The organism is Tindallia texcoconensis (genome assembly GCF_055383815.1).
Window position 1 is genome coordinate 715,477 of the sequence record NZ_AP042431.1, and the last position, 22,660, is coordinate 738,136.

The window sequence follows — 22,660 nt, forward strand, 5'->3', positions numbered from 1 at the left end:
TTTCCATGTAATTGTATCACATTTTAACCAAGTCTTGCTTCAATGAGCTCTGCTAGCCCTTGGGCCATTCGATTTAATTCATCCTGATTCTCTCCTTCAAGCATCACCCTAACCAAAGCTTCTGTTCCCGATGGACGAATCAGTACCCTTCCTCTTCCATCCATTTTTCTTTCCAATGCGCCGATTTCCTGGCGAATCTCTTCGTCTTCCATGTAGGCATTTTTAAAAGCATTTTGAACCCTGGCATTCACCAATACCTGAGGATAGTGATCCATGACAGTAGCCATTTGAGAGAGAGTTTCCTTCTTTTCTGCCAACAGGGACATCAGCATCAGTGAGGTTAACAATCCATCTCCAGTGGTGCTTTGTTCTAGGTAAATAATATGTCCTGATTGTTCTCCACCTAAAACATATCCTTCTTTTCTCATTTCTTCTAAGACATATCGATCCCCAACTTTTGCACGTATGAGTTGGCACCCTTCTTTTTTCATTGCCAGTTCAAGGCCGAGGTTACTCATCACGGTGGTTACCAAGGTGTTTTTAGGAAGATGTCCTTTTTCTTTTAACCACAAAGCCAATAATGCCATAATGGCATCCCCATCTACAATGGAGCCTTTTTCATCTACCGCTATGAGTCGATCTGCATCTCCATCGTAGGCGAAGCCTATATGACTCTTTGTTTCCACTACTTTGCGTTGCAATTGATCTGTATGTGTAGATCCACAGTTTTTATTAATATTGGTGCCATCCGGTTGATCGTTAATGGTATGGACTTTAGCTCCCATTGCAGCAAAAACTTCTGAAGCAATTCGACTGGCCGCACCATTGGCAGTATCCAGGGTAATTCTGAAGGACGATAAATCACTTAGCCCACAAGTCTTTAGGTGTTTGACATATTGTTCTACACTTGCATCCCTTGGCCTCCAATTCCCTATGTCTTTGGTTTCTACGGTCGTTGCCATTTTTATGGGATCTTTCATCACTTCTTCTATTTCATCTTCCATGGCGTCATCTAACTTGAATCCTGCTTCATTAAAAAACTTAATCCCATTGTATTCAGCAGGATTGTGTGAAGCTGAAATCATCACGCCGCAGGAAGCACTGGTTGATTTTGATAAATAAGCCACTCCTGGCGTCGGAATCAAACCCAAGGAGGATACATCTACTCCCATGCTAAAAAAACCAGCACTCAATGACGCTTCCAGCATATCACAAGATTTTCGAGTATCTTTTCCTATAATAACCAATGGTTTTTTTATGTGTTTTAACATAACAATGGCGCAGGCCTTAGCTAATTTATAAGCCAGTTCTGCTGTTAAATCATCTCCTGCAATTCCTCTTACCCCATCTGTTCCAAAGAGACGCCCCATGGATCATCTTCCCCCTTTGTTTTCTTTATGAATGTTCATTGTAGCATAGCCTTTGGAGAAACTCAATAAATGCTTAAAACAAAGGTGCAGCCATATTAGGCCTGCACCTTTGTTCTCAAACTTAATAGACGGTTTTACTTACTTCTTGTTTATTCTGCAGCTAATTTTTTGTAAATCTCATATCGTTCTTTTGCATCTTGTTCCGACATCTTGAATAGCTTTTCTGCATCTTCTGGGAAGGTTTTCTTCAAGGAAGCATATCGTACTTCGCTACTAAGGAAATCTTGGAAGGATTTTTTAGGTTCTTTGGAATCCAGGATAAATGGATTCTTACCTTCTTCTTTTAATAATGGGTTGTAGCGATACAGATGCCAGTAACCAGCTTCCACTGCATTTTTCGTTTGTTCTTGTGTTTTACCCATTCCCGCTCCAATTCCATGAGCGATACATGGCGTGTATGCAATCACAAGGGATGGACCTGGGTATGCTTCTGCTTCTTTCATGGCTTTCATGAGCTGATTTTTATCAGCACCCATTCCTACCTGTGCTACATAAACGTATCCATAAGTCATGGCCATACGACCTAGATCTTTTTTAATGATTTTCTTTCCAGAAGTCGCAAACTTAGCAACGGCTCCGGCTGGAGAAGCTTTTGAGGACTGTCCACCTGTGTTAGAGTACACTTCTGTATCCATTACTAGAATATTAATATCGTCACCAGATGCCAGTACATGGTCTAAACCACCGTATCCGATGTCATAAGCCCATCCATCGCCACCAAATACCCACTGAGATTTTTTAATCAGGAAATCTTTCTTCTCAATGATTTCATCTACAATAGCGTTGCCTGCAGCTTTATCTAGAAGTGGAAGCATCTCGTAAGTGGCTGCTTTTGATGCTTTTGCATTATCTTTTCCTTCGATCCAAGCTTTAAACGCCTCTTTCAATGCTTCTGGAAGATCAGCTTCCAATCCTTCTTTCATCAGGTCTTCCAGTTTATTTCGAATCTGAGTTGTGGCTAATACCATACCATAACCGTATTCCGCGTTGTCTTCGAATAGGGAATTAGCCCAGGCTGGTCCTTGACCTTTTTCGTTGACACAATAAGGAACTGATGGAGCACTGCCACCAAAAATAGAACTACATCCGGTTGCATTAGCAATCAACATACGATCTCCAAACAATTGAGTAACCAGCTTGACATATGGAGTTTCACCGCATCCTGCACAAGCGCCGGAGAATTCAAACAGTGGCTGAGCAAACTGACTGCCTTTCATATTTTCGATATTGGTCAAATGAGATTTATCCTTAATGGTTACGGCATATTCCCAGTTTTCTTTTTGTGCTTCGATTTGTGGCTCAATCGGCTTCATTTCAAGAGCTTTGTTTTTTGCTGGGCAGATATCCGCGCAATTTCCGCAGCCAGTACAATCCAGTGGCGCAACCTGAAGGCGATACTGAAGTCCGTCAAACTCTTTGCCCATGGCTTTCAACGTATCAAAGTTTTCTGGTGCAGCCTTCACTTCTTCTTCGTCTGCTAAGAAAGGTCTAATCGCTGCATGAGGACATACAAAAGAACACTGATTACACTGGATGCAATTTTCTTTGATCCACTCTGGTACATTCACTGCAATTCCACGTTTTTCATAGGCTGAAGTACCCATTGGAAAGGATCCATTTTCTCTACCAACAAATGCGCTTGATGGCAAGTTATCGCCTTCCTGTGCATTCATAGGTCGTAATATATTTTTAATGAAGTCCGGAGCATTGTCCTCTTTTGCCACTTCTTCTGTTACATTGGCCCATTCAGCCGGCACTTCTACTTTTTCAAGGGCATCCATACCCATGTCAATGGCTTTTTGGTTCATTTGAACGATCTTTTCACCTTTTGAACCATAGGTGTCTACAACAGCTTGCTTCATATATTTAATAGCATCTTCTACAGGTATTACTTCTGCCAGTTTAAAGAAAGCGGACTGCATAACCATGTTGATACGATTTCCAAGACCAATTTCTGCCGCTATATCGGTGGCATCAATCATATAGAATTTGATCTTTTTTTCTGCCAATGCCTTTTTCAGACTAGCTGGCAACTTCTGATCTAACTCTTCTTTTTTCCATATGCAATTTAGCAGGAAAGTTCCGCCTTCTTTGATTCCTTTTAGTAAATCATACTGATTCACATATGCCTGATTATGGCAGGCAATAAAATCTGCTTCACTGATCAAATAGGTAGACCGAATTGGTTTTTCTCCAAAACGAAGGTGGGAAATCGTAACACCACCAGATTTTTTGGAATCGTAAGAGAAATACCCTTGTGCATACATGTCTGTATGATCTCCGATGATTTTAATGGAGTTTTTATTGGCTCCAACGGTTCCATCCGATCCCAGTCCCCAGAATTTACAGCGCACGGTGCCTTTGGGCTCTGTACTAAGGGTGTCGGTCACAGGAATAGAGGTATTGGTTACATCTTCATTAATCCCTACGGTAAATCCATTCTTAGGCTCTGCTTGGTTGAGGTTTTCAAAAACAGCTTTCATTTGAGCTGGCGTTGTGTCTTTAGATCCTAATCCATAACGTCCACCTACAATAACTGGTGCATCTGCTTTTCCATAGAACATATCTTTAATATCCAGATACATTGGCTCTCCTGGTGCACCTGGCTCTTTACATCGATCTAATACAGCAATTTTTTTCACGGTTTTAGGAAGTACATCCATAAAATAATCAGAAACGAAAGGTCGATAAAGATGTACTTTAATCACACCAACTTTTTCGCCTTTTTCCATCAGATAATCCACGGTTTCTTCCAAGGTTTCTGTGACAGATCCCATGGCTACAATAATATGCTCTGCATCTTTGGCTCCATAGTAATTAAACGGCTTATAGTCGCGTCCAGTAATTTCACTGATTTTGTTCATGTAATCTACTACGATTCCTGGTAATGCATTGTAGTACGGATTAGCCGCTTCTTTAGCCTGGAAAAAGATATCTGGATTCTGTGCTGTCCCACGTAATTCTGGATGCTCTGGGTTTAAGGCATCTGCACGGAAAGCTTTAATCGCATCCCAATCTACTAACTCTTTAAAGGTATCGTATTCAATTGCTTCAATTTTTTGCACTTCATGAGATGTTCTGAATCCATCAAAGAAGTGAACAAAAGGAATTCTCCCTTTAATCGATGCAAGATGAGCGATGCCGCCAAGATCCATTACTTCTTGAACACTTCCTGAAGCTAACATAGCACATCCCGTTTGTCGAGCTGCCATCACATCGGAATGATCTCCAAAAATTGACAATGCGTGAGCTGCTACTGCACGTGCACTTACATGAAATACGCCAGGCAATAATTCACCTGCAATTTTGTACATGTTTGGAATCATCAATAGTAATCCCTGAGAGGCTGTATAAGTAGAAGTGAGTGCTCCTGCTGCCAAAGACCCATGCATTGCACCTGCTGCACCTGCCTCAGATTGCATTTCTGTAACCGTTACTCGTTGTCCAAAAATATTTTTTTGTCCATAAGCACTCCACTCATCAACACTTTCAGCCATGTTGGAGGAAGGGGTAATTGGGTAGATGGCCGCCACATCGGTAAATGCATAGGATACATATGCCGCGGCAGTATTTCCATCCATGGTTTTCATCGTTTTTGCCATTGTATTGCCTCCTTCTTGATATTGTTTTATTTTTAACTATATTTGGGCAGGTATCTAATGTCGTCACTTTCTAATTATAATGCATTCATATGGCATTTACTAGTATGATGATCAAAAAACAATAAGTCTTTTTTTTCAAACAATAGCATGATTTGTTTTTTTTATTTCATTTTTCACAACCCTATACAAGCCAAGCAATTTAACTCATTAAAACCTTGTTTCTTTACGCTTCTTCTTTTATAATATCCCTAAACATGCAAGAACTTTACCTTTTTTCAGACATATCGAATGTAATCGAAGTAGCTTCTTTCATGTATGCCTTAACGAAGGAGGACTAAGATGAAAAGCCTTGATGTTTTTATCTCAAAGGATCGTTTAAAGGTGCTTACGAAACGTTTTTGCATCCCATGCACGGATTCCCATGAGTATCGAGTAATCCAATATGCTTTATCTATTTTCAACACCCTCTGTACTGCCTATGCTTTGAACAGTCAACAAAAGTTTTTACTTTATTATAGTGCTCTTTTCCATGATATCGGTTATGAAATAAGCCCTCAAAAACACGATCAACATACTCTTTCCATCATTAGGAAAGACCCTATTTTTGATTTTCTACCCCAAAGAGAACGGCTAGCCCTATCCTTAATAGCCGGTGGACATCGGAAAAAAATGAATCCTAAAATCAAGGAATTCGATCACAAGGATCAATTAATTATAAAACGATTGACTGGGATTCTCCGAGTGGCCGATGCCATCGACTTCCCAAGAGATATACACCTTCTAATGGATAAACCTCAACAACAGGATCAAGTTTTCCTATTAAATATACAGTCGGATGCTTTTGATATTCTCTCAACCCGCATTTTCAAAAAATCAACTTTATTTGAAGAAGCTTTTGGCTTAACCATCAAAACCATGGAGATTAGTTAGACTTTTCGGTCTACATTCTATTTCTGCCAATTTATTGGACATCTGTGGGCTTTTTTGATATCATGAGCCCAAACGTAGATAAAGGAGCGATCTCATGGATGAGAAAAAAGTGCTGGCCGTTGTAGAAGGTCGGGAAATTACACAGGAAGATCTAGAACTAGTTATTCAAAGTTTAAACCCTCAACAAGCCAACCAGTTTCAGTCAGACGAAGGAAAACAACGATTACTTCAGGAATTGGTGAATCAAGAACTGATTTATCTAGATGCTGTTGAAAAAGGGGTAGAATCTAACCTGGATTATCAGCGATCCCTTAAAAAAATGAAGGAAAACTTCTTAAAGCAATATGCTATGAACGCAATGTTCCAGCAGGCGGAAGTATCCGAGGACGAAATTCAAACTTTTTATGAAGAAAACCCAGATCAATTTCAGCAACCAGAACAAACAAAAGCAAGCCATATTTTAGTGGATGAAGAAGAGGCTGCCAACAAAATCAAAGAGGAGTTAGATAACGGCGCTTCCTTTGAAGAAAAAGCGAAGGAATCTTCTGGTTGTCCATCAAGCCAAAAAGGGGGAGATCTTGGATTTTTCTCTAAAGGCAAAATGGTTCCTGAGTTCGAAGCGGTTGCAATGGAATTAAAGCCTGGTGAAATAAGCGAACCAGTTAAAACACAGTTTGGTTATCATATTATTAAGGTAGTAGACCGTAAAGAAGGAACCACTAGTGCTTTTGACGATGTTAAGGATCAATTACGCCAGCACTTAGCCGCACAAAAACAGCAATCTATTTACTTGGATACCGTCAACAACCTTAAAGACAAGTATTCCATCGAAATTAAGTAACTATAGTAGCTAAAAAAAGACTTCTTCCCCTATTGGGGAGAAGTCTTTTTTAATAGGTAATATCCACTCCATCAATAGTCACTTCATGGGTCAGAAAAAACTTCCGAAGGTCCATATTAATGGTTTCACGTTTAAAAACAATTCTATGGTCAATATATACATGAATACCCTCGGTTTCCTTCTGGATATATCCTTCTAATGATGTTGGTTTTCCTTCCTTCACCGAAGGAAGATTTGGCCCCAGTCAACAACGCTTGATTTCCACTTGCTCCACTGTCAAATGCTGGACATGTTTTTTTGTAAGATATTTTTTCAGTTTATCCGATAGGATGATTTGCATCTTTACACCGCCTTTCCATTTCAATAACCCTACACGGTATATTGATTCATAATGGCTTCAGCCACTCGAATCCCATCCACTGCTGCAGACATAATCCCTCCGGCATACCCGCTCCCTTCCCCAGCAGGATAAAGGCCTTGAATATTGCTTTCCATTTCGTCATTCCGCTTAAGCCTTACTGGTGAAGAACTTCTGGTTTCTACTCCCGTTAAGATTGCATCCGCCAAGGTAAATCCTTTCATTTTCTTGTTCCACTGAATTAGTGCTGGTTGTAACACCTCATTGACATAGGGTGGAAGACAGAGAGATAAGTCTGTTGGCCTTACGCCTGGTCTGTAGGTAGGCTTCACATCCCCTATATGTGTTGAAGCCTTTTGTCCAATATAATCTTCTAGGCGCTGGGCAGGTGCCTGATAATTCTTTCCGCCTAATTCAAACGCTCTTTTTTCCCATTCTCGTTGAAAGGCCACGCCAGCTAAAGGACCTTTTTCATAAAAATCATCTGGTGTTACCGATACCAATAGTGCACTATTAGCGTTCTTTCCTTTACGTCCGTAGGCACTCATTCCATTAGTCACAACCATTCCAGCCTCCGAAGTAGAAGCTACTACCATTCCTCCTGGACACATGCAAAAGGAATAGGCACCTCTGCCTTTAGGGTGATGCCAGGATAGGCGGTAGTCTGCTGCTCCCAGTGTTGGAAGGTTGTTTTTTCTTCCATACTGAATTTGGTTAATCTTTTCCTGAGGGTGTTCAATACGCACCCCCATGGAAAAGGCCTTTGCTTCCATCTCTACTCCACTTTGATAAAATGAATGAAACAAGTCTCTTGCACTATGACCCATAGCAGCTACCACAACTTTCGTTTCAATGGAATCTTCCCCTTGAACAGAAATACCACAAATTTGATTTTTTTCAATTTGGAGATGATCGACGCAATGGCCATAGAGAATACGACCACCCATTTGTATAATAGCTTTCCGTATGTTTATGACTACTTGACGTAACTTATCTGTTCCCACGTGGGGTTTGCTATCATACAGTATTTCCTTAGGAGCACCATATTCACACATTTTTTTCAGTATATAGCGACACTTAGGATCATTAATTCGTGTAGTCAGCTTTCCATCCGAAAAAGTGCCAGCACCGCCTTCTCCAAACTGTACATTCGACTCTGGATTTAGAACGCCTTCCTTCCAAAAGTGATACACATCTTTTACCCTTTTTTCTACGGACTCACCTCTTTCCAGTAAAACTGGTTGGTATCCCTTTTCTGCCAGCAGCAGTCCGCAAAAAAGACCAGCCGGTCCTGTTCCAATAATCACTGGTGGCTGATGTAATAGCTGGTCCCCTATCTTGATGTTAAAGACAGGTTCTTTAGGGGTTTTCATGATTTTTTTATTTTTATTACGTTGAAGAACGAGCTTTTCGTTGCGAAGGCACACATCAACGATATACACCAACATAATCTGATTCTTTTTTCTGGCATCTACGGATCGTTTATGGACATGATACTCTAATAAGTCCTCCACTGAAACGTCAAGTACTTTTATAATGGCTTCTTCAAGGTTTTGTTGTTGATCTGCTGGTATTTTTAATTCATGGATGCGTAACATTCCTATATTCCCCTTTTTCCTTATTATAAGGATCTTGCGGCACTTTTTCCAGCAATTAAGCCAGTACACCAAGCCCAATGCAAATTATATCCTCCGCAGTCTCCGTCCACATCTAACACTTCACCCGTTAGGTAGAGTCCAGACGTTTTGATAGATTCCATGCTGGATGCCTTAATTTCGCTTGTCTCAACACCACCTGCTGTCACTTGTGCGTGTTGCCAAGCTAATGTTCCAGATACCTTCATTTCCCATTGACAAAGAAATTGAATCAGTCTCTTGATCTGTTGCTCTGGCATTTCTGCTGAGGGTCGAGATACTTTTTCCACCCCTGCCAACTTCAAAAGTATAGGAATCATTTTTTTATGCAGTAAGCCAGTCAAGGCAATATCCATTGGTTTTTCGGGACATTTCCTGAGACGTCCAAAAATTTCTGCCTGAATGGCTTCTATGGACCAATCCGGAAAAAGCCTTAGAACTACTTTCATCTTGGATCCACCTTCTCCAACCAAACGACCAAGTTGTAAAATCGGTGGACCTGATAGGCCATATTCTGTAAATAATATTTCTCCTTTTTCTTTTCGCTTTACTACACCATCAGAAATAAAGATCGCTTCTCCCTGCCATTTCACTCCATTGAGAGCTTTCAACCAGTTTTCTTGTAATTTAATCTGTACAATGGCAGGAGAAGGGTTCACAATTGAATGACCCAGATTTTTTGCCAATTCGTAGCCACTGCCATCTGCCCCGAAAGGACTCCCGGCTTTCCCGCCTGTAGCGATAATGACTTTCTTCACTGGGATTCGATCCCTTTGGTTGGTCTTTATCAGAAACCCCTTTTTCCCTGGTTGAATCGCCATGACCTTGGTTTCTGTTTCGACTTTTATAGGCAATCTTTCCATTTCATACCTCACTATATCTAGAACTGAGGATGCCTGGTCAGAGTATGGATATACTTTTCCAGCTTCTTCCACTTTATGAGTAATCCCCAGCTCATGAAAAAAAGCCAGAATTTCTTCTATCGACTTTTGTCTGAGAACCGCTTGAATTTGACGAGGGTTTTGACCATGGTAGTAACGTAAATCCGGATCCATATTGGTAATATTACACCGACCATTTCCAGTAGCCAGTAATTTTTTTCCTATTCTCTTTTCTTTTTCTAATACGAGTACTGATGCACCATTTCGAGCTGCCTCAATAGCAGCTGCTATTCCAGATGCCCCACCACCTATAATCACAATTGATTCCTGCATTTCCATTGGCTTCACCTGCCTTAGATGTGTTGAAAAAAGCTGGAGGCCATTGAGTGGCTCCAGCCTGGTTTTTTCCGATATCTTTCATTATTTTCTCGTGTTGATATTTAATTATAGCATATGTGACCACTTTTTAGGAGCCTTCCTCTTTTTCTCCAAGAACATTTTTTTTAGAGGATATGATTCTTGCTGGGATGCCTACTGCCGTACACTTGTCTGGAACATCTTCCAGTACCACTGCATTGGCCCCGACTTTTGCATGATTCCCAATGGTAATAGGGCCAAGAATTTTTGCCCCAGCTCCAATGGTGACATTATTCCCTACCGTGGGATGTCTTTTCCCTTTGTCTTTGCCCGTTCCACCCAACGTCACTCCGTGAAATAACGTTACATCATCGCCTACTTCTGCTGTTTCTCCGATCACTATCCCCATGCCATGATCAATAAAAAATCTTTTTCCAATGGAAGCTGCAGGATGAATTTCGATGCCTGTGAAAAAACGACCCACGGTCGAAACAATTCTTGATAACAATAACAATCGACAGCGATACAAGGTGTTTGCAACACGATGAAAAAAGATGGCATGTACTCCTGGATAAGTTAAGAGAATATCTACCCAGTGGCGAGCAGCTGGATCCTTCTCTCTTACAACGTCAAAATAGGACGACATTTGATCCCTCCATTTCTATACTCTAGTAATTCAGTCGGAATACTGATGTTTATTTTACCTATTTTCTGAAAGTCTGTCAATAAAAAGAGGTCTTTTCTTTTGTTCAAATCATCGCTATAATAGAATGTAAGACTGAGGAGGACTTTTATATGAAAACACATCTACAGAGTCAGCGATTGGGTTCTGAACCCATATTGCCTTTATTGTTTCGATTATCTATTCCTGGTATGATTTCTATGTCTGTTCAAGCTCTTTATAATATTGTAGATAGTTTGTTTGTTGCACGTGTGAGTCAACACGGTTTAACCGCTTTAGCTATTGCTTTTCCAGTACATATTTTTATTATCGCCTTGTCTACTGGCACTGGAATTGGAACGAGTTCTTTGATTTCACGATTGTTAGGTAAAGGAGAGCCCCAAAAAGCTTTTCTTGTTGCCCAACATGTTATCGCCGCTGGTTTAGTGTATGGAGTCCTATCTGCTCTTGTTGGGATGTTCTTAGCCGCACCTTTGGTTTCCCTCTTCACGGAAGATCCTCAGGTGCTTGCCTATGGCATTGAATACATAAGAGTCCTTTTGTTGGGATCTGTTTTTCTGTATATCACAATTATTGCTAGTGATATCATGAGAGGGCAGGGCAATACCTTTGTTCCCATGCTTGCATTGATGCTGGGCGCCATAACCAATATTGCTTTAGACCCTTTTCTTATTTTTGGTATTGGTTTTTTCCCACGCATGGAGGTGCTTGGAGCTGCGGTTGCAACTGTCATTTCTAAAGCAATCAGTTGTTTGTTTATTTTACTGCTTCTTTATAGAGGAAACAATGAAATAAAACCAAGAATAGAGCCCTTTGCTTTTGATTACCGAATTATGGGTGAAGTTTATAAAATTGGACTCCCCAATATGGTGATGCAAGTGATGTCTTCTTTTATGATTAGTCTTTTAAATGGAATAGTAGGTGCTTATTCTGAGGTTGCTATTGCTGTTAATGGGGTATATTTTAGACTACAATCTTTCGCCATTATGCCCGTCTTCGGCTTAACTCAAGGGTATATCCCAATTATTGGCTTCAATTATGGCGCTGGCAACACAGAGCGATTGCGTAAAACCGTGGTCTACGCACTTTCTGCGGGGCTATTGATCACTAGCATCGGCTCTATGGTGTTTCGATTTTTTCCAGTACAGTTAATGAGTCTCTTTAATCCTGGGGATGAAATGATGATGATTGGTGTTCACACTCTTCAGACCATTTCCATAGGCCTTTTTGTTGTTGGTCCTGCTATTATTGGCGCAACCACTTTTCAGGCAATTGGGAAGGGACTACCTGCCCTTGCCTTGTCTTTTTTACGTCAAATGATCTTGTTAATTCCTTTGGCCTATTTATTTGGAAAGCTTTGGGGGCTTTATGCGGTCTGGTACGCCTTCCCTGTTTCAGAGTTTATTTCTTTTTTCATTATGACCTTTTGGCTAGGCAATCGTTTAAAAAGAGTTTTCAAAGAAATGGATGCTCAACATCCATAACAGAACCCCCAGGAAAAGTTCGAAGGTATTTTTGGTACGCTACAATATGATAGGAGGATCTAAAATGAAAGAACAAAAGATAGTAGAGGAACAAAAATTAGTGTTAAGGGCCACCCTAAGCGGTATGTTAAGTATGCTCATGAAGTTTAGCTCGCTGCTACTAGTGACTTTACTCGTTTTTTTTCGTGTAAGAGGCTACCAGCATCAATTACTGGAAGCCTACGAAGTGACTTATATTTCTGCACTTACACAGATTTTTGACACGGAAATGGAGTTGATTGAATATGGGGTTTTAATCCTGTCCTATTTAGTGAGCATTGCATTATTTTTTCTTATTCTTTATTTCCTATACCGAATACTGGCTTTACTTTTCAATTTGTCTTCTACAACCGTTATTGATTTTCAACAAGGACGTATCCTACAGAAATCATTACGCTTTCCATTTCAACGTATCGAAGATGAAAACAAATTCCACAAGTTAATCCAAGTCCGTATTGAGCAAAGTTTAATTGATGGACTTGCTCAAAGCGGCACATTATATGTAGAGTATTTAGTACAGAGTCAGTTAGATTCTCAATTGCGAGTCCTGGTAATCCCCTTCCTAAAGGATCCAGACCGCGTCAAAAGAAGGCTCTTTTCACATTAAGAAAGGCTGATCTTTGCCAAAACAAAGATCAGCCTTTTTCTTTTTATGCTTCTATCAAACTTCGATAAGCGGCTTCAGCCATAGGCTTATAAAAATAGTACCCTTGAACCTCTTCACAACCAAATCCTTGAAGCATTTCCTTTTGTTCTTTTTGTTCAACCCCTTCCGCTGTCACCGTCAGATTCAGTTCATGAGCCATATTAATAATCTGTTTTACGATGGCCGCCTCTTTAGGATTTTTCCCTAAATGGCTAATAAAGGATTTGTCGATTTTCAAGATATCCAAGGGCAATGTCCGTAGATAGTTTAGTGACGAATAGCCTGTCCCAAAATCATCTAAAGCGACTCGTACTCCAAGGTTACGAATTTTTTCCAGCATATCAATACTATGACTCAAATTCTCCATGGCTATGGTTTCGGTAATTTCAATTTGCAGGGTTTCTGGTTTCATCTCATATTTCACAATCAGTTCTTTCATCCACTCATGCAAATCATGACGTTTGAATTGTGCTGGAGATAAATTCACAGATATCATTAGAGGGTCATGACTTTTACTATTCCATGTTTGATAATGTTTTAAGGCCGTTTCCATTACCCACTGACCAATGGAGACAATTTGTCCGGTTTCTTCTGCAATTTCTATAAAGTAGTAAGGGGATAAGATCCCTTTTGTAGGATGATCCCATCGAACCAAAGCTTCAGCACCTCTGATCCTCCCTGTCTCCACATCCAGTACAGGCTGATAATACACCAAAAACTCTTCTCGGAGAATGGCGTATCGAAGATCTTTTTCTTTCTCCATCCAGGTGGTTACACGTTCTCGTATATCTTGGTCGAAAAATCGGTACTTGTTTTTTCCCCCTGCTTTCGCTTCATTCATGGCTACATCCGCGTGCTGAATTAATGTATCTCTGTCATCTGCATCATCAGGATACAGGGCAATGCCTACGCTCGCACTCATAAAAAATTCAGATTCTTCTATGGTAAATGGTTTTTCAAAGGTTTTTAATATCTCCGATGCCAACATTTCAATTTCTTCTATGGATTTAGTCCCAGGTTTAAGAATAAAAAATTCATCCCCGCCGGATCTAGCCAACATTTCTCCAGTTCTTGTAATTTCAGAAAAACGATTTGCCACCTGTTTAAGCATTTCATCTCCCACTAAGTGACCTCGAGTGTCGTTTATCCGCTTAAAATTATCTAAATCCACAATCAGCAAGGCAAATTGCTTTTTTCGTCTTTGATGCGATAAGAGAATTTTTTTTAGGTGATCATAAAACAAACTTCTATTTCCAAGCCTTGTTAAGCTATCATAAAAGGCCATATCATACATTTCCATCATCATGCGTTTCTGTTCTGTTACATCTAAATGTGATCCTGCCATTCGAGTCGGATTCGCCTCTCCATCTAAAGCTACTTTCCCACGACTCTGAATCCAACGATACTCTCCCGCTTTGGATTTTAATCGATACTCACAATAATAATAAGGTACTTGCCCCGTAATATGTTGTTCTTCTGCTTTTCGTACTGTTAAAAGGTCTTCTGGATGAACAAGTGACTGCCACCCTTCTAAACTATCTTCTATTTCTTCTTCTGAATATCCAAGCATTTCTTTGGTGCGACTAAACAGCATAAACCCTGTACGCTTGTTGAAGTCCCATATGTTTTCATTGCTACCCTCAACAATCAATCGATACTTTTCCTCGGTTTCTTGTAGTACTTGTTGATTTTCAATTAATTCATCATACTGATGTGTCACTTCTTCTTCCATAGCAATTAATTCTTCATAGGCACTTTCCAACTCTTCATAACTAGATAAGATTTTTTGCCTTGAATCTTTCAATTTTTCCATGCGATTCTTCAACAGCAGGTACAGCATCACTGTTGTCATCACAACATAAAACCAACCTTTATAGGTTTGAAGAGACTGATATCGCTCTGCATCTTGAACCATCATAAACAAAACTTGATCAGACAAAAGAATCCAGAGAGTCCCTAAAACCAAATAAAGAACTGGTATTACCCATATAATATTATCTAAATTAGATATCTCCAATGAATAACTCCATGTTATTTCTCTGTTATTTCCATGCCTCTGTTTCGCCATGCGTAGCCTCCCTTCATACGATGTTCCTTGTCAGTATTTTGTGTTATACCCATCTATGAAATTTTCACGCTTTTTTCATCTTTTTATGATGATACATTTCATAATAAGAGAAAAACTCCTGCTTTCGCAGAAGTTTTAATTTTTACTCCCTATTTACTTATTTAAAGCCCTTCCGTTACAGGTCTAAAGACTCGTTTTAATTGCAAGTAAGAGGTAAAGGCACCGCTGATAAGGCATACCAACCAAAAAGTGATGGTTCGAAATACAATAGCCAAGGCCAAGGCCTGTGAAGGCCCTATTTCTGCGTAAGCTAGCAATACCACCATGGTTCCTTCAAAGGTTCCAATGCCACCTGGGGAAATAGGAATCATCGCTGCCATGTATGCCATGAATACTACAGCTCCTGCTGCTATAAAAGATATTTCAATTCCTATGGAACGAGAAAGAATAATCATTTTTATTGGATACAGCAACCATATAAATCCACTTAACATAAACTGAACTTTTTTTTCTCTTTTTCTTTGATTCAAGGCATTCCAGTGACTCTTAATGGATTCTATCATTTCAGACAATCGATCAATTGCTTTTTCTATGAATCCTCTTGGATTTTTAAATTGAAGCAATAGCATGAAGACCACTATGGCTGAAAAGAAAAAAAGTAACCATCCACCCATTCCACTAGGCAAAGAAAAATCACTAGACCACTGAGCAGAAAAAAGACTCCATTGACTACTCATAAAGAATACTGTAAATAAAAGGGTTACTAGTATAAACATCGCTCCGCTTATGCTCTTTTGCAACATCAACAAAGACGCTGCTTTTATTCCAGACCAATTATAGCTGGTTTTCAACCACCATATTTTAACAGCTTCTCCACCAAATTTCACAGAAGGTGTAATGGACTCCACAAAACTTCCCACCATGTTCATCCGAAGCATTTGCATAAGGCTAACCTGAGGATCCATGATCTGGGCCAGTCTCTTCCACTGATAGGAAATTAAGATCTGGGTTAAGGCTTGCAAGGCTACCAAAAGCATAAGGACTTTAAAATCAATCTGCTTAAATGTGTTTATTACCAATGTAATGTCCGTCTGCCAGTATAGCACCAGTATTAATGGGATTCCAACCATTAGAAGGGCCCAGTTTTTCCATGTTTTCATTTGCATTTCCTCCCTGGACCATAACACAAGTTCCTTTAAGGGTTTTTTCAGGGTTCACAAGTAGATGATTACTCTGGTTTAGCATTTTCTGACTAATGCTTCCGCAGGATTTATGATAAAACTGTTCCATAGATTCCCGTGGAAACCTTGCCAAAATTCGTGTTCCAGGAAGCGCATGTTGCTGAAGATGCTCTAAGATTTCTTCTCTATCCCGAACTTGCAATGCAATATGAACCACTTCATATTCTTTAGGATCAAAATTTTGACCACACCCACAGAATACGTTAATTTTCTTATCTAAATGCATGCGTTTTAGTAAATTTACGGCATGTTTCACTGCAACTCCATCACAATCAAGCACATCCACCTTTGCACCAGTCTGCCGATTAATCTCAATTGCCGTCGCCGGAAATGCCCCTCCACCTATACAAAGAACACGTTCATGTTGCTTGATGTCTCCTAACAAGATTTCCTTTGCCACAATTCTTTCGTAATAGCATTTGAAAATATGATAAGTGTTGGAGAAATGAGATAACGTAATTTCTAAAACTCGGGTCACTGCCGGAATCATAAACAAACTCCCTCCTTAGGTCAGCACTCTACTGACCATGCTAATGGTCTGAAAAAACAATCCCCCGAGAATAAATGCACTCACGGTAGTAGCAACAGCCATTAGTAGTCCAATTTTTGCACCAAACTCCTTGATTAGAATCCCCAAAACCGCAAGACAAGGCATATAAAACAAAGCAACCACCGCGCCAGTGAATAACTGGGTCCCTGTTAATCCAAGTTCCAGCAATGGAAGTACCGCCAGTTCCCTGCGGACAATTCCTAAAATTAACCCTAAGGTAGCTTCTGGTGGCAAACCAAGCCACCCTTCCACCAAGGGTGATAAGAAGACCCCTACTTGGACAAGGGCACCTGTTTCAGCTAATAGTGCGGCAAAACCTACACCAAGTATCATAGGTAGTTCCGCTTCCACAATAAAATGCTTCACTCGAATTCGTATTTTCTTTATCAATGTTTGTCTATCAGGCATCAGTAGATTTGGAATCTCTAATAGCATGGGGTCGCTTTTTCCTGGAATAAATCGATTCAGCATCAACCCAGCTAGAAAAATAGCAATAAATGAAACTAAATATACTGAAAGTAGTAGCCATACAGAATGATCGCCTAATAATGCGATAAAGGCACCAGTCTGTGCGGCACAAGGTACACCAAAAGTAACCATAGAGGCAACCATCAGTCTTTCTTTCTTGGTAGTAGCTGCCCTAGTCCCTAAAATTGCAGGTATAGCACATCCATAACCCATAATCATCGGCACAATATTACCACCTTGAATACCGATTTTTCTAAAGAGACCATCCACCAAAACTCCTAATCTCGGTAGATATCCGCTATCCTCCATAAAGGACAAGACCACGTAGAACAAGAAAACATAAGGGAGAATTAATGCAAAGGGCCATTCTATCCCTTTGACCAACATTCCATATTCTCCCATCAGCACATTGTATAAAATCCCTTCTGTTACAAACATTCTTACCACTTGATCCATGAGCGGAACAATCACTTGATGCACCAGTGGCAGTAAAATTAAACCACGAAGTCCCTTTCCGCCCCCAACAACAATTCCAAGTGCCACGGCCATTACCAGCAGCGCTATTGGAATCCCAGGAAAAGGCTTCATCGTAGCATCGCCTAACTTTTCTAGCCAAGTTGAATGGCGGTGCTCAACTTCTTGGACCTGACGGATCACTTTTCCAACCCAAACCCAGCGATCTTCTTCTGTATCTGGCCAATCTTCATGTTGATAGACTTCTTTTTCTTCGATGGCTTTTATAGATGCCTCCATCACCTCAGACAAACCTATATTGCGAACTGCTACCGTTGGAATTACAGGTGCTTGAAGGGTTTTTGACAGCTCTTGAACATCTATTTGTATCCCTTGCCGCTCAGCCACATCAATCATATTAAGCGAAAAAATAACTGGTATGGGTTTTTCTGTTATTTTAGTACTCAAATATTGTATTTGAGATGCAAAAAATAAATTTCTTTCTAGATTTGTTGCGTCAAGGACTACAACAATCGCATCTGCCGTTTCTTTTTTCATCATATCTACGGCCACTTTTTCAGCTTGTGAGGATGCATCTAAGGAATAGGTACCAGGGACATCTATCATATCTCCCTGTTTTCCACGGAATTGCCAGTCCCCTTTCGTAAAGCTTACGGTAGTACCGGTGTAATTAGCACTTTCTACTTCTACACCTGTCAGCTTGGAAAAGACTACACTTTTTCCTACATTAGGATTTCCCATTAACAGAATTCTATATCCTGACTGTTTAGGCTCTAATTCGCCTTGTTCAGTATGACATTTCAATTATGCATCCTCCTTGACTGTAATCTGCTCTGCCAGTTCTCTTGCTAAAGCAAAGTTTCTATTTCCCAAACACACCACAACTGGCCCACCAAAAGGCTGCTTGGATTTTATTGCGATACATTGTCCAATTCTAAAGCCCATTGCATCTAGGAGTGGTACACTTGGCAGGGATTCGATAATGCAATTGCATTTTCTTTTCATTTTATATAGTGACATGGATAAGCCCTCCCGTATAGGTAAAATGTCAAACAATGATTATCTTTCTCATTTGCATCTTTAGCTTATCACTAATCAAATAAAATTTCAACAACAATTTATTTTTTGTTGAGACCGAGCTTTAATGTTTTCGTTTGTTCGTGTCTTTGTATGGGTTTAAAGGACAGTGTTTACACCTTTCCAATCGAGAAATCAAATCACTGCTGGCTCTTTTAGAAAAGACACAAGGAATTTTCATTTGTTTTGCTTTTTCTTTAACTAATTGGGTTATGTTATGTTCGATGAAGTCTGTAAAGACTATAATTAGCTCTGTTTGTTCTGGAATATCCATTTTTCGCATTCCTTTTTTTCTTCCAGTCCAGTGGGTGTAGTCGTTAATTCCAAAGGACTCTAATGCACTTGGTATGTTCCCTAATCGATCTGCTCCTACTAATAATGCTTTCATTTCGACACCTTCCTTCCATCATTTGAACCATGGAATCTTATAGTGTATTTGATTTTGATTCCATAAATCCTGATTGTTGATAATGATTATCATTATTATATTATACTGTTTAGAATTTGTCAAAATAAAAAAACAAGGGCATATGCTCCTTGTTTTTTACTAGCCAATATTAGAGTTCTTTTAGTGCTCAATAAAAACCTTGTTTCTCTTTTCTGAAAACCCTTGCAACTGGATATTACGGATGAAGAATTCGTTGAATTACTGCTACTATAATTAAAATGCCCACTGAGGTCATAACAATGGTACCGCCGGGAGCCAGAGAAGCATAAAAAGAAATAGTGAGACCCACCAACACCGAAATAAGACCAAAGAACAAGGATGTAATGAAGGTAATCAAGAAACTTTTTTTCAACTGAAGACTTGTTGCAACTGGAATCACCATCAAGGATGAGACCATCAAAATCCCAACAATTCTCATGGAAATAGAGATCGTTACAGCCACCAAAATGGTGAATATCATATTGATCTTTTTTACTGGTACCCCAGCCAATCTTGCTGCCGTTTCGTCAAAAGCCATATAAAATAATTGGCGATAGTAAAACAAAATCGTCCCGATGATCATAGCTCCTAAAATCACAATACTAAGCATATCACGAGAAGAAACTAAGGTGACGCTTCCAAAAAGATAGCTGAACACTTGGGCACCAGCACCTCCTAGGCTTATTAGTATCGTTGCTAGCCCTATACCAAAAGAAAGCACGACTGCCAAAGATATTTCAGCATACTGGTGAAACTCTTTACGTAATAATTCTATACCAAAAGAAGCTAAAAGCGTGAAGGCAAGGGCCATATAAATGGGATAAAAATTTAATAGTATGCCACCTGCTACCCCGGCTAAGGCTACGTGGGATAAGGTGTCTCCAATCATAGAAAGCCTTCTTAAGGTCAAAAATATGCCTATGGCTGGACAAATCAAGGCGACCACCACTCCCGCCAGAAATGCTCGTTGCATAAATCCATATTGTAAAATTTCCGGCATATATTCCACTCCTTTTCAATGGGCGTGATGCAGCAATCTGGTTTTTTCTCCATATATGCTTCCCAAGTATTCTTCTGGGTTAAATGACTTAGCGTCGTGTACAAAAAGTTTTTCTTTCCCCATGCAAGCAATATGACTGGTTCTTTCGCTGACAACTCCTATGTCATGGGAGACCATTATTAAAGTGATGCCCATTTCCCGATTCAGTTTTTCCATTAACTCGTAAAACTTTTCTTGGGATTCTACATCTACCCCTACTAATGGTTCATCCATAAAAATAACTTTCGGCGAATTTACCAGTGTCCTCGCAATAAAAACTCGTTGTTGCTGGCCTCCAGAAAGGTTTCCTATGAGTCGATGAGCATAGGATTCCATCCCAACAATACGGAGGGCTTCTAGGACTTTCTTTCGATGATGAACTTTCATCCATTTAATGATACCCATTTGACTAATTAAGTTGGCACTTACCATTTCTTGGACCGTAGCCGGAAATCCCATATTAAACTCTCTGATATTTTGAGGAATATACCCGATTTGATTCCATTTCCGAAATTCACCAACAGGGGTTCCTAACAGCATGCAGGAGCCTGACTGTGGCTTGAGAAGCCCTAGTATCAATTTTAGTAATGTACTCTTAGCCGATCCATTAGGCCCAACAATCCCCCAGAATTCTCCAGTTCGTACTGTAAAGTTCACCTCCTTTAAAAGTGTTATTTCATCATATCCAAAGGTTAGGTTTTCCAGTCTTACCATCTCAGGCATCTAGTTCACCAACTTTCCAGGTTGTATTTATCATTCCATCAAGGCTTTTCTAAGAGCGGTTACATTCTTTTTCATTAAACTAACGTAGGTTTCACCAGCTTCTTTCTGCTCTTTTGTCAGCCCTTCTACATTATATAGCATCAAAGGTTCAAGACCAGCTTCTTCGGCTAAAACTTCCGCCGTTCTTGGATTCGCTAATGTCTCAAAAAAAATGTATTCCAGCTCATAGCTTCTGGCAATTTCAGTGAGTTCTGCTAGTCTTCCTGGATTGGGTTCCGCATGAGGAGAAATTCCAGTAACGGCTATTTCCGTAATTCCATGGCGGTCAGCCAAATATCCAAAAGCAGAATGAGAAACAAGAATAATATCCGTATGCGCTTCTTCCATTATCTTTTCCAAGGATTCATGGATTTCCATTAATTCTTCGACCAACACTTCGAAGTTTTTTTGATAAGACTGGCTGTTATCTGGATCTTTTTCCTGCAATACTTGATTGATCTTTTCAGAAATAACCATGGCATTCATAGGATCCGTCCAGATATGCGGGTCATATTCGCCGTGATCGTGATTGCAACCATGATCGTGGTCATGGTCGTGGTCATGGTCGTGGTCGTGGTCATGATATCCTCGTACTTCGACTAGTTCGCTAGCATTGATCACCAGCACCTCTTTATTTTCCAACATGGATAATACTCCATCAATCCACGGTTCCATGTGTAAACCGTTATAGATAAATATATCCGCTTTTTCAAGGGCAACCAAGTCCTTAGGCGAAGGTTCATAACTATGAGGATCTGCACCATCTGCCACCATCTGATTGACATGAATATGATCCCTTCCTATAAAAGAAGTAAAATCATAATAAGGATAAAAGCTTGCAATGACATTAATCTTTTTGCTGGACTCTTCATTTGCTTCAACGGTTTCAGCGAGACCGTCTTCAAGCTGATTTCCCTGATCTGTTTCTATTTTTCCATTGCCGCAACCCAGTAAAACAATGGATAAAATCAACACTACTGTCCACGTAAAATAAATCTTTTTCATCTTAATCCTCCCTTTTGCAAGTCATTTGCATTTAGCATATGGATATTATACCCTGTTATTTACTTTTAAACAATGTTTCTTTTGAAGAAATTAAGAAAAGTTCCATCTATTTTCATATTTAAAGATCAACTGAAAATCCCTGTTGACATTTCGGTACTCCAATGTTATTATTTTTAAAAAGAGGAGGTGAACAGATGGCCGGTGTTTTCCACTTATCAGAAATGCTCTCACTGGCATTGCATAGTATGGTTTATATTGCAACATCCGATGATGATTATGTCAATGTTAAGCAAATAGCGTCTTCCACTGCAGCTTCTGAAGCGCATTTGTCTAAGGTGTTGCAACGCCTTGTTAAAGGACGCCTAATTCGTTCAGTCAGAGGTCCACGTGGCGGTTTCGCTTTGGCTAAGGAGCCTGAGGACATCACTTTTCTTAACATCTATGAAGTTATTGAAGGGCCTGCTGTCATCGAAGGGTGTCCAAACCATCGTAAATCATGTCCTTTTTCTATTTGTATTTTCAAAGGAATTCCAGAAAAAATGAATAGTCAATTTTTCAAGTACCTGGAAACCAATAGATTAGTTGACTTTTTGGGAACAAGAAAAGCAAAGGATGAAAATTTAAAGGTTATTTAGATTGTTCTAGACTTATTTAAGAAGAAGCTT

At 39.8% G+C, this 22,660-nt stretch carries 20 protein-coding genes; 5 read left to right on the top strand and 15 right to left on the bottom strand.

Annotation, left to right across the window (positions count from 1 at the left end; translation table 11 throughout):
* Nucleotides 1-23: 23 nt before the first annotated feature.
* Together glmM and nifJ are read right to left on the bottom strand one after the other, a co-directional pair.
* Nucleotides 24-1,370, bottom strand: coding sequence for a phosphoglucosamine mutase (gene glmM / locus ACZ47N_RS03360; RefSeq protein WP_464887735.1), 1,347 nt, complete (start codon nucleotides 1,368-1,370; stop codon nucleotides 24-26).
* A gap of 149 nt (nucleotides 1,371-1,519) precedes the next feature.
* Entirely contained in the window at nucleotides 1,520-5,032 is a 3,513-nt protein-coding gene (gene nifJ, locus ACZ47N_RS03365; RefSeq protein WP_464887736.1) for a pyruvate:ferredoxin (flavodoxin) oxidoreductase, read from the bottom strand.
* A gap of 339 nt (nucleotides 5,033-5,371) precedes the next feature.
* Between nifJ and ACZ47N_RS03370 the strand changes: the two genes are divergently transcribed.
* Nucleotides 5,372-5,962, top strand: a complete 591-nt coding sequence (locus tag ACZ47N_RS03370) for an HD domain-containing protein (RefSeq protein ID WP_464887737.1) — start codon at nucleotides 5,372-5,374, stop codon at nucleotides 5,960-5,962.
* A 94-nt stretch (nucleotides 5,963-6,056) separates the two neighbouring features.
* On the top strand, nucleotides 6,057-6,803 hold the full coding sequence (locus ACZ47N_RS03375) for a peptidylprolyl isomerase (protein ID WP_464887738.1): 747 nt from the start codon (nucleotides 6,057-6,059) through the stop codon (nucleotides 6,801-6,803).
* A gap of 49 nt (nucleotides 6,804-6,852) precedes the next feature.
* Here the strand turns inward: ACZ47N_RS03375 and ACZ47N_RS03380 are convergent, their stop codons facing one another.
* The 4 genes from ACZ47N_RS03380 to epsC form a co-directional block, all read right to left on the bottom strand.
* A complete protein-coding gene (locus tag ACZ47N_RS03380) occupies nucleotides 6,853-7,026 on the bottom strand; it encodes a hypothetical protein (RefSeq protein WP_464887739.1) in 174 nt (57 codons plus the stop codon).
* Between the two features lie 146 nt (nucleotides 7,027-7,172).
* Entirely contained in the window at nucleotides 7,173-8,759 is a 1,587-nt protein-coding gene (locus tag ACZ47N_RS03385; RefSeq protein ID WP_464887740.1) for an NAD(P)/FAD-dependent oxidoreductase, read from the bottom strand.
* A gap of 23 nt (nucleotides 8,760-8,782) precedes the next feature.
* Entirely contained in the window at nucleotides 8,783-10,015 is a 1,233-nt protein-coding gene (locus tag ACZ47N_RS03390; protein ID WP_464887741.1) for a BaiN/RdsA family NAD(P)/FAD-dependent oxidoreductase, read from the bottom strand.
* A gap of 127 nt (nucleotides 10,016-10,142) precedes the next feature.
* The gene (gene epsC / locus ACZ47N_RS03395; RefSeq protein ID WP_464887742.1) at nucleotides 10,143-10,679 is read right to left on the bottom strand and encodes a serine O-acetyltransferase EpsC; all 537 of its coding nucleotides are present in this window, start codon (nucleotides 10,677-10,679) and stop codon (nucleotides 10,143-10,145) included.
* A gap of 149 nt (nucleotides 10,680-10,828) precedes the next feature.
* Between epsC and ACZ47N_RS03400 the strand changes: the two genes are divergently transcribed.
* Both ACZ47N_RS03400 and ACZ47N_RS03405 read left to right on the top strand, forming a co-directional pair.
* Nucleotides 10,829-12,199 (top strand): MATE family efflux transporter, encoded by a 1,371-nt coding sequence (locus tag ACZ47N_RS03400; protein ID WP_464887743.1) that lies wholly within the window; start codon nucleotides 10,829-10,831, stop codon nucleotides 12,197-12,199.
* A 64-nt stretch (nucleotides 12,200-12,263) separates the two neighbouring features.
* Entirely contained in the window at nucleotides 12,264-12,845 is a 582-nt protein-coding gene (locus tag ACZ47N_RS03405; protein ID WP_464887744.1) for a hypothetical protein, read from the top strand.
* Nucleotides 12,846-12,888: 43 nt separating this feature from the next.
* On the opposite strand, the gene ACZ47N_RS03410 is transcribed toward ACZ47N_RS03405, so the two are convergent.
* From ACZ47N_RS03410 to ACZ47N_RS03450, 9 genes are all read right to left on the bottom strand, one after another.
* Nucleotides 12,889-14,952, bottom strand: coding sequence for a putative bifunctional diguanylate cyclase/phosphodiesterase (locus ACZ47N_RS03410; protein ID WP_464887745.1), 2,064 nt, complete (start codon nucleotides 14,950-14,952; stop codon nucleotides 12,889-12,891).
* A gap of 161 nt (nucleotides 14,953-15,113) precedes the next feature.
* A complete protein-coding gene (locus ACZ47N_RS03415) occupies nucleotides 15,114-16,112 on the bottom strand; it encodes a lysylphosphatidylglycerol synthase transmembrane domain-containing protein (protein WP_464887746.1) in 999 nt (332 codons plus the stop codon).
* A complete protein-coding gene (locus ACZ47N_RS03420) occupies nucleotides 16,012-16,683 on the bottom strand; it encodes a class I SAM-dependent methyltransferase (RefSeq protein WP_464887747.1) in 672 nt (223 codons plus the stop codon). The genes ACZ47N_RS03415 and ACZ47N_RS03420 overlap by 101 nt, the downstream gene beginning before the upstream one ends.
* 15 nt (nucleotides 16,684-16,698) lie before the next feature.
* Entirely contained in the window at nucleotides 16,699-18,489 is a 1,791-nt protein-coding gene (locus ACZ47N_RS03425) for a FeoB small GTPase domain-containing protein (RefSeq protein ID WP_464887748.1), read from the bottom strand.
* Entirely contained in the window at nucleotides 18,490-18,705 is a 216-nt protein-coding gene (locus tag ACZ47N_RS03430) for a FeoA family protein (RefSeq protein ID WP_464887749.1), read from the bottom strand.
* 121 nt (nucleotides 18,706-18,826) lie between these two features.
* Nucleotides 18,827-19,150: a DUF2325 domain-containing protein gene (locus ACZ47N_RS03435; protein ID WP_464887750.1), complete on the bottom strand. Its 324-nt coding sequence runs from the start codon at nucleotides 19,148-19,150 to the stop codon at nucleotides 18,827-18,829.
* A gap of 235 nt (nucleotides 19,151-19,385) precedes the next feature.
* The gene (locus tag ACZ47N_RS03440) at nucleotides 19,386-20,189 is read right to left on the bottom strand and encodes a metal ABC transporter permease (RefSeq protein ID WP_464887751.1); all 804 of its coding nucleotides are present in this window, start codon (nucleotides 20,187-20,189) and stop codon (nucleotides 19,386-19,388) included.
* Nucleotides 20,190-20,204: 15 nt separating this feature from the next.
* Nucleotides 20,205-20,951, bottom strand: a complete 747-nt coding sequence (locus ACZ47N_RS03445; protein WP_464887752.1) for a metal ABC transporter ATP-binding protein — start codon at nucleotides 20,949-20,951, stop codon at nucleotides 20,205-20,207.
* 30 nt (nucleotides 20,952-20,981) lie between these two features.
* The gene (locus ACZ47N_RS03450) at nucleotides 20,982-21,995 is read right to left on the bottom strand and encodes a metal ABC transporter substrate-binding protein (RefSeq protein ID WP_464887753.1); all 1,014 of its coding nucleotides are present in this window, start codon (nucleotides 21,993-21,995) and stop codon (nucleotides 20,982-20,984) included.
* A gap of 194 nt (nucleotides 21,996-22,189) precedes the next feature.
* Between ACZ47N_RS03450 and ACZ47N_RS03455 the strand changes: the two genes are divergently transcribed.
* Nucleotides 22,190-22,630, top strand: coding sequence for an RrF2 family transcriptional regulator (locus ACZ47N_RS03455; RefSeq protein WP_464887754.1), 441 nt, complete (start codon nucleotides 22,190-22,192; stop codon nucleotides 22,628-22,630).
* Nucleotides 22,631-22,660 lie beyond the last annotated feature (30 nt).

What these genes read in the sequence shown, in the direction of transcription:
- ACZ47N_RS03385 (WP_464887740.1), bottom strand. Translation starts at nt 8,759, where the DNA reads ATGTTACGCATCCATGAATTAAAAATACCAGCAGATCAACAACAAAAC.
- ACZ47N_RS03420 (WP_464887747.1), bottom strand. Translation starts at nt 16,683, where the DNA reads ATGATTCCGGCAGTGACCCGAGTTTTAGAAATTACGTTATCTCATTTC.
- ACZ47N_RS03415 (WP_464887746.1), bottom strand. Translation starts at nt 16,112, where the DNA reads ATGAAAACATGGAAAAACTGGGCCCTTCTAATGGTTGGAATCCCATTA.
- ACZ47N_RS03400 (WP_464887743.1), top strand. Translation starts at nt 10,829, where the DNA reads ATGAAAACACATCTACAGAGTCAGCGATTGGGTTCTGAACCCATATTG.
- ACZ47N_RS03375 (WP_464887738.1), top strand. Translation starts at nt 6,057, where the DNA reads ATGGATGAGAAAAAAGTGCTGGCCGTTGTAGAAGGTCGGGAAATTACA.
- ACZ47N_RS03440 (WP_464887751.1), bottom strand. Translation starts at nt 20,189, where the DNA reads ATGCCGGAAATTTTACAATATGGATTTATGCAACGAGCATTTCTGGCG.
- ACZ47N_RS03455 (WP_464887754.1), top strand. Translation starts at nt 22,190, where the DNA reads ATGGCCGGTGTTTTCCACTTATCAGAAATGCTCTCACTGGCATTGCAT.
- ACZ47N_RS03430 (WP_464887749.1), bottom strand. Translation starts at nt 18,705, where the DNA reads ATGTCACTATATAAAATGAAAAGAAAATGCAATTGCATTATCGAATCC.
- ACZ47N_RS03410 (WP_464887745.1), bottom strand. Translation starts at nt 14,952, where the DNA reads ATGGCGAAACAGAGGCATGGAAATAACAGAGAAATAACATGGAGTTAT.
- ACZ47N_RS03435 (WP_464887750.1), bottom strand. Translation starts at nt 19,150, where the DNA reads ATGAAAGCATTATTAGTAGGAGCAGATCGATTAGGGAACATACCAAGT.
- ACZ47N_RS03405 (WP_464887744.1), top strand. Translation starts at nt 12,264, where the DNA reads ATGAAAGAACAAAAGATAGTAGAGGAACAAAAATTAGTGTTAAGGGCC.
- ACZ47N_RS03390 (WP_464887741.1), bottom strand. Translation starts at nt 10,015, where the DNA reads ATGGAAATGCAGGAATCAATTGTGATTATAGGTGGTGGGGCATCTGGA.
- ACZ47N_RS03450 (WP_464887753.1), bottom strand. Translation starts at nt 21,995, where the DNA reads ATGAAAAAGATTTATTTTACGTGGACAGTAGTGTTGATTTTATCCATT.
- epsC (WP_464887742.1), bottom strand. Translation starts at nt 10,679, where the DNA reads ATGTCGTCCTATTTTGACGTTGTAAGAGAGAAGGATCCAGCTGCTCGC.
- ACZ47N_RS03445 (WP_464887752.1), bottom strand. Translation starts at nt 20,951, where the DNA reads ATGCCTGAGATGGTAAGACTGGAAAACCTAACCTTTGGATATGATGAA.
- ACZ47N_RS03370 (WP_464887737.1), top strand. Translation starts at nt 5,372, where the DNA reads ATGAAAAGCCTTGATGTTTTTATCTCAAAGGATCGTTTAAAGGTGCTT.
- nifJ (WP_464887736.1), bottom strand. Translation starts at nt 5,032, where the DNA reads ATGGCAAAAACGATGAAAACCATGGATGGAAATACTGCCGCGGCATAT.
- glmM (WP_464887735.1), bottom strand. Translation starts at nt 1,370, where the DNA reads ATGGGGCGTCTCTTTGGAACAGATGGGGTAAGAGGAATTGCAGGAGAT.